The following is a 15,189-nucleotide window of genomic DNA, read 5'->3' as shown; positions in this document are numbered from 1 at the left end:
CCCCGATCCTGATGGAAATCACGCATGGGCCGAACAAGGTCCAGGCGTGACCCGCCGTCAGCCGACCCAGTCCGTGCAAGAGGCCGACCAATCGACATCGGACATGTTGAGCCAGCCAAGCCTGCCGTCCTCCGCCCCGGATGCGACCGAGATCACGTTCCAGTCGCCCTCGCCAATGAAGCCGAAATCCACCCGATCGCCAGGCCGCAGCTGGCCGATGACCCTCGATCCGGGACCATACCCATCATGCAGCGGCACGGTCTTGCCGCGCCACGACACGCAGGCGCTGCCGCCATTGTCCGGCAGCGGCATGTCGCGCAGTCGCCGCAGGCCCTGCATGTCGACACCACCCAGTTCCGTTGCCGTGGTGTCGACCCGGCAGCCGATCCGGCTCTCGAGCGCCTGGATTTTGCTGACCTGCCGGCGTTGGTCCGGCCCGGGATCGATGTCGGCACCGCTGCAGTCCCGGTTGTCGAACAGCGCCCTGCCCAGGGCCGAACCGAAGCAATAGCCCGCCCGGTCCATGATCAGGTTTCGCATGAACCACAACTCGCGGCACTCGCGGTCGCCATATTCCCAGACCTCGGCCGCGACGGGGTTTGCCGACAGAAGGACGACCAGGGCAGGGAACAGACGACGCATGGCGTACACGCATGACCGACAGATGGCTGATGGTTCCATAGCTGCGGCAGCGTGTCAAACCCGCGCGCTCCGCCGGTCCGTGTTCCGGGTCCGCCGCGCCCGGGTCACGGGCGGCGGCCCTGTGCGAGCCGTTGCCACGCAGATCAGGGGCGCTGGACTGTCACGGCCAGCAGCCACCCGACGCCGATGACGATCAGCGCCATCCCGGCCCGTTGCATCCGGCCGGTCTTCTCGCGCAACACCCTGCCAGAGACGGCCTGCGCGAAGACCACCTCGACCAGCGCCAGTGTCCTCACATTGGCCGCTGGCGTCAGTGCGAAGCCGATGAACCAGAATAGCGACGCAAAGGCGCCAAGTGCGCCCGCCGCCAGCGAGACGCGCCATTCGGTCACGATCCCGCGCAGGGATGCGCGATCGGCCAGGCCCAGCCAGAGCAGCATGACGGCGGACTGCATCGCCAGTGTCAGAACCAGCACTGTCAGCGCATGGATGAAAAAGCCGCCCGCGGGCATGGTCAGCAACGCGCCGCGGAAGCCGATGGCCGACAGGCCGAAAAGCCCGCCCGCGGTCACGCCCGTCAGGATCGGGCGAAGACCAGCGCGGGACCATCTAGCCCCGGATGCCAGCATCACCCCCAGCGTCGCCAGTGCAATCGCGCCCAGTCGGGCCGGCCCCAGCGGTTCGGCCAGAACCAGCGCGCCGATGATTGCAAGGCTGACCGGCTCGGTTTTCAGCAGCGCGGTCGCGATCCCAAAGCCCTGGCCGCGCATGGTCAGCAGCATGAACACGGTCGCGGCGATCTGCGCGGCTGCGCCCATCGCGGTGAAGGCCAGCGTCTGCGGTCCGACAGGCGGGACCGGCATGACCGGCGCCAACAGCAGCAGCACTATCAGCGCGAAGGGCAGACCGAAGACAAATCGAACCGCTGTCGCGCCAATGGTGCCTATGCGGCCGGAAAGCCCCGCTTGCGCCGCGTTGCGCCCTGTCTGCGCCAGCGCCGCGATCAGCGTGGCCGCGACCCAGATCATGCGCTGCGGACGGCCTCGATCATCCTGGCAACATTGTCGGGATCGGCGTCTGGGGTGATCCCGTGGCCGAGGTTGAACACATGCGGACCGCCGCGCAGCGCCCGCGTGATGCGCTGCGCCTCGGCCTTCAGATCGGGTCCGCCCGTGACCATGTGGTGGGGGGCCAGATTGCCCTGCACACAGCCATCGACCTGCACGTTCCGGGCCGCCCATTCCGCATCGACCGAGTTGTCCAGCGCCACGCAATCGGCCCCGGTCGCCCTTGCAAATCCGACATAGCGATCGCCCGCCTCACGCGGAAAGGCGATGACCGGAATACCCGGATGGCGCGTCTTGAGCGCTGCGATGATCCGCCTTGCGGGCGCGACCGCGAACGCGTCGAAATCGTCGCCGGCAAGGCTGCCTGCCCAACTGTCGAACAGTTTCACGACTTCCGCGCCGGCTTCGATCTGGGCGGAAAGATACAGGATCGTGGCCTCGGTGATGCGGTCGATCAGCGCGGCGAACGCGCTACGGTCGGCGGCCTTGAATGCGTGCGCCGGCCCCTGATCGGGCGTGCCGCGCCCCGCGATCATGTAGGTCGCTACGGTCCAGGGCGCCCCCGCGAACCCGATCAGCGCGGTTTGCGGCGGCAACTCGCCGGCCAGGATGCGAACGGTTTCATAGATCGGAGACAGCGTCTCGTGGACATCGTCGGCCGGCTTGAGCGCGGACAGATCGGCCGCGCTGGTGATGGTCGAGAGCCTGGGCCCTTCGCCCTGCACGAACCACAGATCTGCCCCCAGCGCCTGTGGCACAAGCAGGATGTCTGCGAACAGGATCGCCGCGTCGAACCCGAAGCGGCGAATCGGCTGCAGCGTCACCTCGGCGGCGAGTTCGGGATTGTAGCACAGCGACAGGAAATCGCCCGCCTGTGCCCGGGTCGCGCGGTATTCCGGCAGATAGCGACCGGCCTGGCGCATCATCCAGATTGGCGGCGTCGGCAGCGTCTCACCCGCCAGTGCGCGCAGCAGAAGTTTGGTCATGGTGCCTCCTTGCGCCCCATCAAGTCGAGGCGGCGGGCGTTGTCAAGCGCACGCCCGGCAGCTATGGCATGCCCATGAGACAGACGATCGACACGAAGAACCCGCTTAAGATCGGCACCCGCGGCTCGGTGCTGGCGCTGGCGCAGGCGCATGAGACCCGCGCCCGTCTGATGGCCGCCCATGACCTGCCCGCCGAGGCGTTCGAGATCGTGGTCATCAAGACGACCGGCGACCGGATCACGGACCGGCCCCTCAAGGACATCGGTGGCAAGGGCCTGTTCACCAAGGAGATCGAAGAGGCGCTGGGGCAGGGCGGGATCGATATCGCCGTGCATTCGATGAAGGACATGCCCACGCTGCAACCGGCCGGACTTTTGATCGACTGCCTTCTGCCGCGCGAGGATGTGCGCGACGCCTTTGTCAGTCCGCATGTCTCCGCGATCGCGGATCTGCCCGAAGGCGCGGTGGTCGGATCATCCAGCCTGAGACGCCGTGCCCAGCTGGCCCATCGTCGGCCCGACCTGAAGCTGGTCGAGTTTCGCGGGAATGTGCAGACCCGTTTGAAAAAGCTCGAGGACGGCGTCGCGATGGCGACGTTCCTGGCGATGGCGGGATTGCGGCGGCTGGACATGCTGCATGTCGCCCGCAGCGCCATCGACCCGGCGGAAATGCTGCCGGCCGTGGCGCAGGGGGCGATCGGCATCGAGCGCAGGACGGACGACGAGGCTGTCGCTGCCTTGCTGCATCCGATCAACGATGTCGCGACGACCCAGCGGATCACGGCCGAAAGGGCGTTTCTGGCCCGGCTTGACGGGTCCTGCGAAACACCGATCGGTGGCCTTGCCGAACTGATCGACGGCCGGCTTGTCCTGCGCGGCGAAATCCTGATGCCCGACGGGTCGATCGCCATCGATGGACGCCGTGAGGGCGAGATCGCGGACGGCGCGGCGATGGGTCGTGATCTGGCCGAGGAGTTGCTGTCCCAGGCGGGACCAGGGTTTTTCGATCATCTGTGATCGCCAGTCGGACCGTCACGCCGCCGCACAGCGCCGCAGAGGCCGAATTCCCGGCCAACCGGCGTTGTCGCGCCCTTGCCGGTCAGTAGCTGCGGATCAGCCCGACCAGCCGGCCCTGCACGCGGACGCTTTCTTCAGGCAGGATGCGTGTCTCGTAGGCCGGATTGGCAGCCTCGAGTGCGATCATCGAGCCGCGGCGGCGATATCTCTTCAGCGTCGCCTCGTGCCCTTCGACCAGCGCGACGATGATGTCGCCGTTGTCGGCCGTATCCTGTTCCCGGATGACCACCACATCGCCGTCGTTGATTCCGGCCTCGATCATCGAATCGCCCTTCACCTCCAGCGCGTAATGATGCTCGCGTCCCGAAAGCATGGTTCCGGGAACCGAAATGTGGTGCGAAACCTCGGAAATCGCCTCGATCGGAACGCCTGCGGCAATTCGCCCCATCAGAGGCAGTTCGACCGATGCGCTGTCCGCGATGCTCAGTGCGCCGCGCGGCCGGCCGGGGCGTTCATTGTTGATGACGCGCAACGAGAACCCTGTGTCTGTCGACGCCTCGGGCCTGGTCGCCACTGCGGCCAGACCCGCCAGAGCTTCTGGCAGGCGCACGATTTCCAAGGCGCGGGCACGATGCGGCAGGCGGCGGATGAAACCGCGCTCTTCCAACGCAGTCACCAGCCGGTGAATGCCGGACTTGGAGCGGAGATCCAGCGCATCCTTCATCTCGTCGAACGAGGGCGGGACGCCATCGCGCGCCATGCGCTTCTGGATGAACTCCAGCAGTTGAATCTGCTTCTTCGTCAGCATCGGCCCCACCCCGCCTCAAATGTTCCATGAATGTTCTAGCCCAAGGGGCGAATCACGTCAACAAACAGAACAGGATGCGGTGAAAAAACGATTAAGGCTCAGCGGTGAAGCGGCAGGAACTGCATGATCTCGCCGGCCTTGCGGGCGATATCGCCCGCCGGGCGGATCAGCAGCGCATCCGCCTGCGCCATCAGAGAGAGGCGGGCCGAGTCCTGGTCCGGAAAGGCCCGGATCGACGGCAGGTCGGCACCATCCTCCAGCCCCGCGCGCAAATAGTGTTGACGCCCTCCCTCGGGGGGCATGTCCTCGGCCAGCCTTGCGCGCCGATGCCGAAGCCCATCCGGCAAACCCTGCATCCCGCGAATGAGAGGCTGCATGAATAACATGCCGCAAATCATTGCAGAAACAGGGTTTCCAGGAAGGCCGATCATGGCTGTGCCGGCAATGCGCCCGGCCATCAGCGGCTTGCCGGGGCGCATCGCGATCTTGTAGAAGGCGCGCTGCATTCCAAGATCGCCTGCGACCTTGCCAATCAGGTCGTGGTCGCCGACCGACGCGCCGCCGATGGTCACGATCAGGTCCGCATCCGCGGCTGCGGCGAAGCTTTCGCGCAGGCTTTGTTCGGTGTCGCGCGCAATCGGCAGGATCCGCGCCTCGCCTCCCGCGTCGGTCACCTGCGCGGCAATTGCCAGATCGTTGGAGCTGATGATCTGTCCTTCGCGGGGCGTTTCGCCGGGCCGAATCAACTCGTCTCCTCCGGCCAGCACCGCGACCAGGGGGCGGCGCGCGACGGTCACATGCGGGACATTCATCGCCGCCAGCAGGCCGATATCGGCGGCGCTGAGCCGGCGTCCCGGCGCCAGCGCGTCGCCAGTCGAGAAATCGCCGCCGCGGGCGCGGATATGCCTCGCGTCGCCGCGGGTCGTGACGGTCAGCAGGTCGCCGTCGCGGCGCGCCTCCTCCTGCATCACGACGCGGTCATATCCCTTCGGAACCGGTGCGCCGGTGAAGATGCGGATGGCCGTTCCGGGCGAGGGTTGCCCATGCCAGGGATGGCCCGCCGCAGCCTCGCCGACCACCCGAAGCGGACCGGCCAGATCGGCATTCCGCATCGCATACCCGTCCATGGCCGCCGAATCGAAAGGCGGCTGTGTGAGTTGCGCGATCGCCGGTTCCAGCAGGGCGCGGCCCGCGGCCTGCGCCAAGGCCACGGTTTCGCCTTCCGGCGTGGAAGCCAGCGCCAGAACGCGGCTCAGCGCTTCCGCGACCGAAATCATCGATCTGCCCTGTAGTCGCCTGATTTTCCACCGCTTTTTGAAACCAGACGGATCCCTTCGATGGACATCGATTTCTGCGCGGCCTTCAACATGTCGTAGATCGTGAGACACGCGGTCGAGACGGCGGTCAGCGCCTCCATCTCGACCCCGGTGCGGCCGGTGGTGCGGACGGTGGCGGTGACGCGGATGCCGGGCAGTTGGTCATCGGGGTTCAGGTCAAGCGAGACCCTGGAGATCGGCAGCGGATGGCAAAGCGGGATGAGGTCGGCGGTGCGTTTCGCCCCCATGATGCCGGCCAGTCGCGCCACCCCCAGCACGTCCCCCTTCTTCGCGCCGCCACGGGCCAGTTCCAGAGTGTCGGCGGACATGATGACGCAGCCCTCGGCCGTGGCTTCGCGCGTTGTCTCGGACTTGTCCGAGACGTCGACCATGTGCGCCTGACCGGCGCTGTCGAAATGCGTCAGGCTCATGCCGCGCCTGCCGGGGCGACGTCAAGAATGCCGCGTGTCGCGGCGGCCACGTCGTCCTGCCGCATCAGGCTTTCTCCGATCAGGAAGCGACGCGCGCCGACCTGCATCATCCGCCTCAGGTCGCCGGGCGTGAAAAGGCCGCTTTCGCAGACGATGTCGCGATCCGGCGGAATGCGCGGAGCCAATGTGCGCGTCACATCAAGAGTGACCTCGAAGGTCTTGAGATTTCGATTGTTTATTCCGATCAGCGGGGATTTCAGGCGCAAGGCCCGATCCAGTTCGGCCGCGTCATGAACCTCGATCAGCGCATCCATGCCCCAATGAATGGCGGCATCCTCCAGTTCGGCCGCCAGGGCGTCATCGACCGAGGCCATGATGATGAGGATGCAGTCGGCCCCCCAGGCGCGCGCCTCGGCCACCTGATAGCTGTCGTAAAGGAAGTCCTTTCGCAGCGCGGGCAGGTCGCAGGCATCGCGCGCGGCGGTCAGGAATTCCGGCGCGCCCTGAAAGCTGGGTCCGTCGGTCAGGACCGACAGGCAGGCCGCGCCGCCGTCCTGATAGGCGCGGGCCAGCGCCGGCGGATCGAAATCGGGACGGATGACGCCCTTGGAGGGGCTGGCCTTCTTGATCTCGGCGATCAGGGCCGGTCCGGTCCGCGCCGTTTCGGTCAGGGCGCGGGCAAAGCCGCGCGGCGCCGAGGCTGTGCGCGCTGCGGCCTCGATATCGGCCAGCGGACGCGCGCGCCTTGCGGCGGCGACTTCGTCCAGCTTGTAGGCCTTGATCTTGTCGAGAATATCCATGGCTTGTTTCTAGCGCCGCGCATCCGGTGTGGAAAGGGGGCGGCGTCACCTTCCGCGCCTTCACGGGGCGTGATCGCCCTGGCCCGTCCAGTCGATGGGCCGGTCTCCGCGCGCGGACAACCAGTCATTGATCCGGCTGAACGGGCGGCTGCCAAAAAACCCGCGTCGGGCCGATAGCGGCGATGGATGAGCGGTCGCGATCACGAGGTCCTGCGGGCGTGGCAGCCCGGCGACGGCTTTGCGTGCCTGCGCGCCCCACAGGAGAAACGCGACCGGACCGTGTGCCTGGCTTGTGGCGACGGCTTGACGCGCAAGCCTGTCCCATCCCCAGCCTGCGTGGGCCCCGGCGCATCCCGGCGTCACCGAAAGCGACGTGTTCAACAGCAGAACGCCCTGCCGCGCCCAGGGCGACAGATCGCCCGTGACGGGGGCACTGCCAAGATCGTCTCGCAGTTCGGTGAAGATGTTGCTCAGCGATCGCGGCAAGGCGATGTGCGAAGCCACTGAAAAGGCAAGACCGTTGGCATGGCCCGGTGTCGGGTAGGGATCCTGGCCCAGGACGACGACACGGACCTGTTGCGGTGTGGTGGCCTCGAGCGCCGCAAAGAGCCGATCCTCGCCGGGAATCCAGTCCGGCCCGGCCAGACCGTCCAGCCGGGCGCGGATCGCCGGCCAATCCTCTCGAAAGAAGGGCAGATCGGCCCAGGCGGCGGGCGGCGTCACGTCTCGGGCGGGCCGGTGACCTCGGCCAATTGCGTCAGCCGTGCCTTCGCGGCGCCGCTGTCGAGCGACTCGACCGCGATCGCGACTCCTTCGCGCAGATCGCGGGCCTTCTCGGCGACCAGCAGGGCGGCGGCGGCGTTCAGCAGCACCGCGTCGCGATAGGCGCCGGCCTCGCCATCCAGCAGCGCGCGGAATGCCGCGGCGTTTTGCGATGGCTCGCCGCCAAGGATCGCCTCGAACGGGTGTCGCGACAGGCCCGCATCCTCGGGCGTCACGGTGAATTCTGTGATCTCGCCCTGCTTCAGGGCGGCGACCGCGGTATCGCCGGCAATGCTGATCTCATCGGTGCCGTCGCTGCCATGGACCAGCCAGGCTGCGTCGCTGCCCAGATCGCGCAGCACCTCGGCCATCGGGCGGATCCAGTCGGCCGAGAATGCGCCGGTCAACTGGCGGCGGACCGAGGCCGGGTTGGTCAGCGGCCCCAGCAGGTTGAAGACGGTGCGCGTGCCCAGTTCGGCGCGTGGCGGCCCGACATGGCGCATCGCCGGGTGGTGCATCGGCGCCATCATGAAGCAGATGCCCGCACGGTCGATGGCCCGCTGCGCGACGGCGGGCCCGCCCATGACGTTGATGCCCATCTGTGTCAGCGCATCCGCCGCGCCCGATTTCGAACTGAGGTTGCGATTGCCGTGCTTGGCGACAGGCACGCCCGCGCCCGCCACCACGAAAGCGGTCGCGGTCGAGATGTTCAGCGTGCCCTTGCCATCGCCACCGGTGCCGACGATGTCCATCGCGCCGGAAGGCGCGTGGACCCGATTCATCCGCGCACGCATCGCGCGGGCGGCGGCGGCGATTTCGTCAACGGTCTCGCCCCGCACCCGCAGCGCCATGAGGATACCACCGATCTGGGCGGGGGTCGCCGCGCCGTCGAACAGCGCCGAAAAGGCCGATTCGGCCTCGGGTCCGGTCAGCGGGCGAACGGCGGCAATGCCGATCAGCGGGCGGATATCGGTAATCATGCGGCGGCTTCGTCCTTGCGGCAGCGGCTCAGAAAATTCCGGATCATCTCGTGGCCGTATTCCGAGGCGATCGATTCCGGGTGGAACTGCACACCCTCGACCGGCAGGCTGGTGTGGACCAGCCCCATGATCGTCCCGTCATCCGAGGTCGCGGTGACCCGCAGGCAATCGGGCAGGCTCTCGGGCTGGACGGTCAGCGAATGATAGCGCGTCGCGTTCAGGGGCGAGGGCAGGCCGCTGAACACGCCGCTGCCGTCATGGCTGATGGCGTCAACCTTGCCGTGCAGGATCCGATTGGCGCGCACGACCTTGCCGCCGAACGCCTCGCCGATGGCCTGATGTCCAAGGCAGACACCGAACAGCGGAATGGCGCGGTCCGCGGCGGCGCGGATCAGATCGAGGCAGATCCCCGCCTGTGCCGGATCGCAGGGTCCCGGCGAGATCACGATGCCGTCAGGGCTGGTGGCCAGCGCCTCCGGGACGGTGATCTGATCGTTGCGGCGCACGCTCACCTCTGCCCCAGCCTCGCCCAGGTAATGCACAAGGTTCCAGGTGAAGCTGTCGTAATTGTCGATCAGAAGGATCATCTTGGGCGCCTTGATCTGTGGTGGCGGCTTGGGGGCGGTTTCCCCCCGGAAAACGGTTCGCTATAGATGGGGCAAAGCGCGCCGGGGGGTCAAGCCCGGCCGGGGGAAGAAGAGGCGCATGGCACGCGGATTCTGGACGGGTTTGACACATGGGGCCGCGCTGAGCGCGGCTGTCCTGGTGGTGGTGTCGCTGCTGTCGCCGTTGCCGGTGCCAAGGGCACCCGGCGACGACGGTCGTCTGGCGAATCCGGACGAGGCTGCGCCAGCGGCGGACCGGATGCCCATGACTGCGCCTGAGACTGCGCCTGGAATGCCGCAGGATGCCGCTTCGGACCCCCTCGAGGCCGCACCGGCGCAGCCCGAGGCCGCCGATGCCCCGCCGCCCGAAACACGGCCGATCACGTCACCTGCCGAGCCCCGCGGACAACCCGACGCCGAGGCGGTGGGGCTGCCCGTCGGTTCGGAATTCGGGCGTGGGGGCGATATCGCGCCGCGCTTGCCGGCCCAGCTGCGCGCGCCCGCCGACCGGCTGGACCAGAGCGACGCTCCGGCGGTCAGCGCGCCCGCGGCGGAACCGGCGCCGGTGGCGATCACCGGCAGCAATGCACGACCCGAGGTGCCCGGCGACGCGGCGCAACCCGCGCAGGACCTGCCTGCGGCGGGCGAGACGGCCCCCGCCTTCGAGCGCCCGCAGCCGCTGGACAGTCCGCTGCGGCGTTCCGTCCCGGACATGGCGCTTTCGGGCGAGGCAGACCGCAGCCCTGCGGCGCCGGGCCCGGCCACGCCGCAGCCGGTCGCCGCGGACCCCGACGCCGAGGCGGCGCAACCCGGGGACGAGACCGCGCCGGCGGCAGACACGGGCGATGCGATGCGGGCCCCCGCCATGCCTGCGCCTGCGCTGGATCTGACACTGCCCCCTGACCTGTCTGACCTGCGCCTGCGGAGGGAAGACTGACATGGCAGCCATCAACCCGGCCATCGCCGCAAGCCTTGCGCCCCCGGTGATGGCCGCGCGGCGCTGGTTGCAGGGGGTCGATTTTCCGGCCGACCGTCCGCTGCTGAATGTCAGTCAGGCCGCGCCGGTCGATCCGCCCCCCGAAGCGCTTCGACAGGCCATCGCCGAGGCCGCCCTGACACGGCCCGACGCACATCTCTACGGCCCTGTGCTGGGCAACCCGGATCTGCGCGATGCCGTCGCGGCCGAATTCAGCCGGGCCTATGGCGGGACGGTCGCGGCGGGGCAAGTCGCGATCACTCAGGGCTGCAATCAGGCCTTTTGCGCTGCCATCACGACCCTGGCCGGCGCGGGCGATGAGGTGATCCTGCCGGTGCCGTGGTATTTCAATCACAAGATGTGGCTGGACATGCAGGGCATCACCGCCCGGCCTCTGGGCTGCGGACCGGACATGCTGCCGGACCCGGAGCGGGCACAGACCCTGATCGGGCCGCGCACCCGCGCGATCGTGCTGGTCACGCCCAACAATCCCTCTGGCGCCGAATATCCCGCCGCGCTGGTGGCCGCTTTTCACGATCTGGCGCAGCGTCATGGAATCGCGCTGATCCTTGACGAGACCTATCGCGACTTCGACAGTCGCGACGGCGCGCCCCACGACCTGCTGACCCGTCCGGACTGGGATCGGACGGTCATCCAGCTTTACAGTTTCTCGAAGGCCTATCGCCTGACCGGACATCGCGTCGGCGCCATGATCGCCTCGGTCGAGCGGATGGCGGAGGTCGAGAAATTTCTGGATACCGTCGCCATCTCGACGTCGCAGCTTGGTCAGATCGGCGCGCTTTGGGGCATGGTGCATCTGCGCGACTGGCTGGCCGGCGAACGGGCCGGGATCCTTGCCAGGCGCGCCGCGACCCTTGCCGCGCTGGACGGCTTGCCGGGCTGGGAAACGCGCAGTGCGGGCGCCTATTTCGCGTGGGTCCGCCACCCCTTCGATCGCTCATCGGCGGAACTGGCGCCGCGCATGGTCAGCGAGATCGGCGTGCTGACGCTGCCGGGCACGATGTTCACCCCCGGCAACGATCCGCAGGGCGCCGACCATTTCCGGCTGGCCTTCGCGAATGTCGGGGCGGACGACATGGCGGAACTGGCGCGAAGGCTTGGCCGGTTCCGGGCCTGAAGGCTTGTGGCGGGGCGGTGGCCGTCATAAAGACGGCGGCACGACGTTTCCAAGGAAGGCTGCGTGATGAAAAACCTGCGTACGCAAGGAAAATCGCTCATCGTCTGGATCCTGATGGGCCTGCTGGTTCTGGGTCTTGGCGGATTCGGGGTGACCAGCTTTTCGGGCGGCTCGGTCGAGATAGGCTCGGTCGGCGACACGAAGGTGACGGCTGACGAATACGCACGCAGTCTGCAGAACGAGATCAATTCCTATTCGCGCCAGACCGGTCAGCCCTTCTCGATGGCTCAGGCGCAGGCGATCGGTCTGCCGCAGGCCGTTCAGGCGCAGTTGTTCACCGGCGCGGCGCTTGAAGAACAGGCGCGGCGGATCGGCGTGTCGGTCGGCGATGAACGCGTCCGCCAGACGATCCTTGAAGCGGACGCCTTCACCGGACCGAACGGCAATTTCGATCGCGTCGCCTATGCCGAGATTCTGCGTCGCGAGCGGATGTCCGAGGCCGAATTCGAAGCCGCCGTCCGCACCGACGAGGCGCGGATGCTGATCCAGCGCGCGGTGGTCGGCGGGGTCACGGTGCCCGAGGCGATGGTTCATCAAACGACGAAGTGGTTGCTGGAGACGCGCGATCTGTCCTGGCGCGAACTGACCGAGGACGATGTATCGGCTTCGGGCACCAGCCCGGACGAAGAGACCCTGAAATCCTGGCACCAGGCCAATGCGGCCCGGTTCACCGCTGCCGAGATCCGCAAGCTGACCTATGTCTGGCTGACACCCGAGGCGCTGGCCGGCGAGGTCGATCTGGACGAGAAAGCCCTGCGCGACCTGTACGAGGCCAGCATCGACCAGTATCGCCAGCCCGAACGCAGGATCGTGGGCCGTCTGGTGTTTTCCAGCCGTGACGAGGCCGAGGCCGCGAAGGCCAGCATCGACGCCGGTGAACAGCCGTTCGAGGCCTTCGTGCTGCAGCGCGGGCTGACGCTGGACGATGTCGATCTGGGCGAGATGACCCGGCAGGATCTGGGCGCGGCCGGCGATGCCGTGTTCGCCCTTGAGCAGCCGGGCGTGGTGGGCCCGGTGGACACCGACCTGGGGCCGGCGCTGTTCTCGATGAACGCGATTCTCGAACCGGTCGACATCCCGTTCGAAAAGGCCCGGGCCGATCTGCGCCAGGAGGCGGCCCTGGATCGTGCCGCCCGCATCATCGACGACCGCAGCGGCGAGTTCGAGGATCTGCTGGCCGGGGGGGCGACGCTGGAAGAGGTGGCCGACGAGACACCGATGCAGCTGGGCCAGATCGACTGGATCGCGGGCGAGCCGGCCGAAGAAGGCAGCATCGCGGGTTATGAAGCGTTCCGCGAGCAGGCCGCGCAGGCGACGGAAGCCGATTTCCCGCAGCTGACGCGGCTGGCAGATGGCGGGGTGTTCGCGCTGCGCGTCGATCAGATCGTCCCGCCGACGCTGAAGCCCTTTGACGAAGTCCGTGACGCGGTGGCCGATGACTGGCGTGCCGCCGAGATTCACCGGCAGCTTCTGGCGCGTGCCGAGGAAATGCGGGTCCAGGCCTCCGCCGCCGCCGCGTCGCCCGGCCCGGACGTGTCGCCCTCGCCCGACGCCGGCACCTCACGCGTGGCAACGCCCGAGGCGCCCGAAGATGCGCCGCGGCCGGATGCGGCGGGCGAAGACCCGGCCGCGGATTCCGGTGCCGGTACCGGCCAGGCGTCGCCCGCCCAGACCCTCGCCTGGCGGTCCGAAACGGATGTGACACGCGATGGCTGGATCGAGAGCGTTCCGGCCGAGATCATCGCGCGGGCCTTTTCCATCGACCAGACCGGCGAGATCGAGGTCGTCGATGCCGGGAACCGGGTGTTCCTGGTGCGGCTCGACGCGATCGGCGAGGCGGATCTGACCAGCGAGGATGCCCTGAGGGTGATGGATGCGGTGACGGCACGCCTGAGCCAGACACTTCAGGCCGATCTGTTTGATTATTATGCCCGCGCGGCGCAGCGGCTGGGCGGATTGCAGCTGAACCAGTCTGCCATCAATGCGATCGACGCGCAGGTCCAATGATGGAGCTGACGCCGGATTTTCCGACCTTCGAGGCTGGCTGGACGGCGGGACAGAACCAGCTTGTGACGATCCGGCTGGCCGCCGATCTGGACACTCCGGTCAGCCTGATGCTGAAGCTGGCCGAGGCGGCGCCGCAAAGTTTCATGCTGGAATCGGTGACGGGTGGCGAGCTGCGTGGTCGCTATTCGGTCGTCGGCATGAAGCCGGACCTGATCTGGGACTGTCGCGACGGCAAGGCGCGCATCAACCGTCAGGCGCGGTTCTCGGACGAGTTCCTGCCCGACGAGCGCCCCGCGCTGGACAGCCTGCGCGCCCTGATCGCCGAGAGCGCGATCAAGACCCTGCCGGATGGTGTCCCGCCGGTCGCCGCGGGTCTGTTCGGCTATCTCGGCTATGACATGATCCGTCTGGTCGAATATCTGCCGGACGTGAATCCCGACCCGCTGGACTTGCCGGATGCGATGCTGATGCGCCCCTCGGTGGTGGCCGTGCTGGATGGTGTGAAGGGCGAGGTGACACTGTGTGCCCCCGCCTGGCATGACGGATCGGACAATGCGCGCGCCGCCTATGCCCGCGCCGCGGAACGGGTGATGGACGCGCTGCGGTCGCTGGACCGGCAGCCTTCGGAACCGCGGGCGCTTGGCCAGGACGCCCGGATCGGCGAGCCGGTTTCGAACTTCAGCAAGGCGGACTATCTGGCCGCCGTCGAGAAGGCCAAGGATTATATCCGCGCCGGCGACATCTTTCAGGTCGTGCCGTCGCAACGCTGGCGCATGGATTTTCCGTTGCCGCCCTTTGCGCTGTATCGCAGCCTGCGGCGCACCAACCCGTCGCCCTTCATGTTCTTTCTGAACATGGGCGGGTTCCAGATCGTCGGGGCCAGCCCCGAAATCCTGGTGCGGCTGCGTGATGGCGAGGTGACGATCCGGCCGATCGCGGGCACGCGCCCGCGCGGCGCCGACGAGGCCGAGGATCGCGCGCTCGAGGCCGACCTTCTGGGTGACCAGAAGGAGCTGGCCGAGCATCTGATGCTGCTGGATCTGGGTCGAAACGATGTGGGCCGCGTGGCGCGTCCCGGCACGGTGCGTCCGACCGAGCAATTCACCATCGAACGCTACAGCCATGTGATGCATATCGTGTCGAATGTCGTGGGTGAACTGCGCGAGGGCGAGGATGCCTTGTCGGCTCTGCTGGCGGGGTTGCCCGCCGGAACCGTATCGGGCGCGCCAAAGGTGCGCGCGATGCAGATCATCGACGAGCTGGAACCCGAAAAGCGCGGGGTCTACGCGGGCGCTGTCGGCTATTTCGCCGCCAACGGCGAGATGGACATGTGCATCGCCCTGCGGACCGGCGTCATCAAGGACCAGACGCTGTATATCCAGGCCGGCGGCGGCGTGGTCTATGACAGCGACCCCGAGGCGGAGTTCGAGGAAACCGTGAACAAGAGCCGCGCGTTGCAGCGCGCGGCCGAGGGCGCGGCGCGATTCGTGCGCGGGAACACCTGAGCCGGCTGTGCAGCCTCATCGACGGGCTGAGCGGCAGGGATGAAAAGAGGGCGGCCCGAAGGACCGCCCTTTTTGCTGTTTGCGCAACTG

General features: G+C 67.7%; 15 protein-coding genes. 5 read left to right on the top strand and 10 right to left on the bottom strand.

Going from position 1 to position 15,189, the window contains the following annotated elements:
- Positions 1–57: 57 nt before the first annotated feature.
- From L1965_RS01195 to hemE, 3 genes are all read right to left on the bottom strand, one after another.
- Positions 58–642: a DUF4453 domain-containing protein gene (locus tag L1965_RS01195; RefSeq protein WP_235754582.1), complete on the bottom strand. Its 585-nt coding sequence runs from the start codon at positions 640–642 to the stop codon at positions 58–60.
- Positions 643–785: 143 nt separating this feature from the next.
- Positions 786–1,670, bottom strand: coding sequence for an EamA family transporter (locus tag L1965_RS01190; protein WP_235754581.1), 885 nt, complete (start codon positions 1,668–1,670; stop codon positions 786–788).
- Positions 1,667–2,695, bottom strand: coding sequence for a uroporphyrinogen decarboxylase (hemE, locus tag L1965_RS01185; RefSeq protein WP_235754580.1), 1,029 nt, complete (start codon positions 2,693–2,695; stop codon positions 1,667–1,669). The genes L1965_RS01190 and hemE overlap by 4 nt, the downstream gene beginning before the upstream one ends.
- Positions 2,696–2,769: 74 nt before the next feature.
- On the opposite strand from hemE, the gene hemC reads away from it, so the two are divergent.
- Positions 2,770–3,711, top strand: a complete 942-nt coding sequence (hemC, locus tag L1965_RS01180; RefSeq protein ID WP_235754579.1) for a hydroxymethylbilane synthase — start codon at positions 2,770–2,772, stop codon at positions 3,709–3,711.
- Positions 3,712–3,793: 82 nt separating this feature from the next.
- Here the strand turns inward: hemC and lexA are convergent, their stop codons facing one another.
- The 7 genes from lexA to L1965_RS01145 form a co-directional block, all read right to left on the bottom strand.
- Positions 3,794–4,519 carry a transcriptional repressor LexA gene (gene lexA, locus L1965_RS01175; protein ID WP_235754578.1) on the bottom strand — a complete coding sequence of 242 codons (726 nt, stop codon included), beginning with the start codon at positions 4,517–4,519 and terminating at the stop codon, positions 3,794–3,796.
- A gap of 98 nt (positions 4,520–4,617) precedes the next feature.
- Complete coding sequence (locus L1965_RS01170) at positions 4,618–5,796, bottom strand: molybdopterin molybdotransferase MoeA (protein ID WP_235754577.1); 1,179 nt, start codon at positions 5,794–5,796, stop codon at positions 4,618–4,620.
- Positions 5,793–6,266 (bottom strand): cyclic pyranopterin monophosphate synthase MoaC, encoded by a 474-nt coding sequence (gene moaC / locus L1965_RS01165; RefSeq protein ID WP_235754576.1) that lies wholly within the window; start codon positions 6,264–6,266, stop codon positions 5,793–5,795. The genes L1965_RS01170 and moaC overlap by 4 nt, the downstream gene beginning before the upstream one ends.
- The gene (gene trpC, locus L1965_RS01160; RefSeq protein WP_235754575.1) at positions 6,263–7,066 is read right to left on the bottom strand and encodes an indole-3-glycerol phosphate synthase TrpC; all 804 of its coding nucleotides are present in this window, start codon (positions 7,064–7,066) and stop codon (positions 6,263–6,265) included. Before trpC ends, moaC begins: the two co-directional genes overlap by 4 nt.
- A gap of 60 nt (positions 7,067–7,126) precedes the next feature.
- A complete protein-coding gene (locus L1965_RS01155) occupies positions 7,127–7,789 on the bottom strand; it encodes a uracil-DNA glycosylase (RefSeq protein ID WP_235754574.1) in 663 nt (220 codons plus the stop codon).
- Positions 7,786–8,808 (bottom strand): anthranilate phosphoribosyltransferase, encoded by a 1,023-nt coding sequence (trpD, locus tag L1965_RS01150; protein WP_235754573.1) that lies wholly within the window; start codon positions 8,806–8,808, stop codon positions 7,786–7,788. The genes L1965_RS01155 and trpD overlap by 4 nt, the downstream gene beginning before the upstream one ends.
- On the bottom strand, positions 8,805–9,395 hold the full coding sequence (locus L1965_RS01145; RefSeq protein ID WP_235754572.1) for an anthranilate synthase component II: 591 nt from the start codon (positions 9,393–9,395) through the stop codon (positions 8,805–8,807). The genes trpD and L1965_RS01145 overlap by 4 nt, the downstream gene beginning before the upstream one ends.
- A gap of 118 nt (positions 9,396–9,513) precedes the next feature.
- Here L1965_RS01145 and L1965_RS01140 point away from each other — a divergent pair, with 118 nt between their 5' ends.
- The 4 genes from L1965_RS01140 (at position 9,514) to trpE (ending at position 15,099) form a co-directional block, all read left to right on the top strand.
- Positions 9,514–10,350, top strand: coding sequence for a hypothetical protein (locus tag L1965_RS01140; RefSeq protein ID WP_235754571.1), 837 nt, complete (start codon positions 9,514–9,516; stop codon positions 10,348–10,350).
- A 1-nt stretch (position 10,351) separates the two neighbouring features.
- Positions 10,352–11,527 carry an aminotransferase gene (locus L1965_RS01135; RefSeq protein WP_235754570.1) on the top strand — a complete coding sequence of 392 codons (1,176 nt, stop codon included), beginning with the start codon at positions 10,352–10,354 and terminating at the stop codon, positions 11,525–11,527.
- 66 nt (positions 11,528–11,593) lie between these two features.
- Positions 11,594–13,594 carry a SurA N-terminal domain-containing protein gene (locus L1965_RS01130; protein WP_235754569.1) on the top strand — a complete coding sequence of 667 codons (2,001 nt, stop codon included), beginning with the start codon at positions 11,594–11,596 and terminating at the stop codon, positions 13,592–13,594.
- Positions 13,594–15,099 carry an anthranilate synthase component I gene (gene trpE / locus L1965_RS01125; RefSeq protein WP_235754977.1) on the top strand — a complete coding sequence of 502 codons (1,506 nt, stop codon included), beginning with the start codon at positions 13,594–13,596 and terminating at the stop codon, positions 15,097–15,099. Before L1965_RS01130 ends, trpE begins: the two co-directional genes overlap by 1 nt.
- The last annotated feature ends 90 nt before the right edge of the window (positions 15,100–15,189 follow it).

Source organism: Paracoccus salsus (assembly GCF_021556615.1).
Taxonomy (GTDB): Bacteria; Pseudomonadota; Alphaproteobacteria; order Rhodobacterales; family Rhodobacteraceae; genus Paracoccus; species Paracoccus salsus.
This window is presented reverse-complemented; position numbering and strand designations above follow the sequence as displayed.

What these genes read in the sequence shown, in the direction of transcription:
- L1965_RS01195 (WP_235754582.1), bottom strand. Translation starts at nt 642, where the DNA reads ATGCGTCGTCTGTTCCCTGCCCTGGTCGTCCTTCTGTCGGCAAACCCC.
- L1965_RS01190 (WP_235754581.1), bottom strand. Translation starts at nt 1,670, where the DNA reads ATGATCTGGGTCGCGGCCACGCTGATCGCGGCGCTGGCGCAGACAGGG.
- hemE (WP_235754580.1), bottom strand. Translation starts at nt 2,695, where the DNA reads ATGACCAAACTTCTGCTGCGCGCACTGGCGGGTGAGACGCTGCCGACG.
- hemC (WP_235754579.1), top strand. Translation starts at nt 2,770, where the DNA reads ATGAGACAGACGATCGACACGAAGAACCCGCTTAAGATCGGCACCCGC.
- lexA (WP_235754578.1), bottom strand. Translation starts at nt 4,519, where the DNA reads ATGCTGACGAAGAAGCAGATTCAACTGCTGGAGTTCATCCAGAAGCGC.
- L1965_RS01170 (WP_235754577.1), bottom strand. Translation starts at nt 5,796, where the DNA reads ATGATTTCGGTCGCGGAAGCGCTGAGCCGCGTTCTGGCGCTGGCTTCC.
- moaC (WP_235754576.1), bottom strand. Translation starts at nt 6,266, where the DNA reads ATGAGCCTGACGCATTTCGACAGCGCCGGTCAGGCGCACATGGTCGAC.
- trpC (WP_235754575.1), bottom strand. Translation starts at nt 7,066, where the DNA reads ATGGATATTCTCGACAAGATCAAGGCCTACAAGCTGGACGAAGTCGCC.
- trpD (WP_235754573.1), bottom strand. Translation starts at nt 8,808, where the DNA reads ATGATTACCGATATCCGCCCGCTGATCGGCATTGCCGCCGTTCGCCCG.
- L1965_RS01145 (WP_235754572.1), bottom strand. Translation starts at nt 9,395, where the DNA reads ATGATCCTTCTGATCGACAATTACGACAGCTTCACCTGGAACCTTGTG.
- L1965_RS01140 (WP_235754571.1), top strand. Translation starts at nt 9,514, where the DNA reads ATGGCACGCGGATTCTGGACGGGTTTGACACATGGGGCCGCGCTGAGC.
- L1965_RS01135 (WP_235754570.1), top strand. Translation starts at nt 10,352, where the DNA reads ATGGCAGCCATCAACCCGGCCATCGCCGCAAGCCTTGCGCCCCCGGTG.
- L1965_RS01130 (WP_235754569.1), top strand. Translation starts at nt 11,594, where the DNA reads ATGAAAAACCTGCGTACGCAAGGAAAATCGCTCATCGTCTGGATCCTG.
- trpE (WP_235754977.1), top strand. Translation starts at nt 13,594, where the DNA reads ATGGAGCTGACGCCGGATTTTCCGACCTTCGAGGCTGGCTGGACGGCG.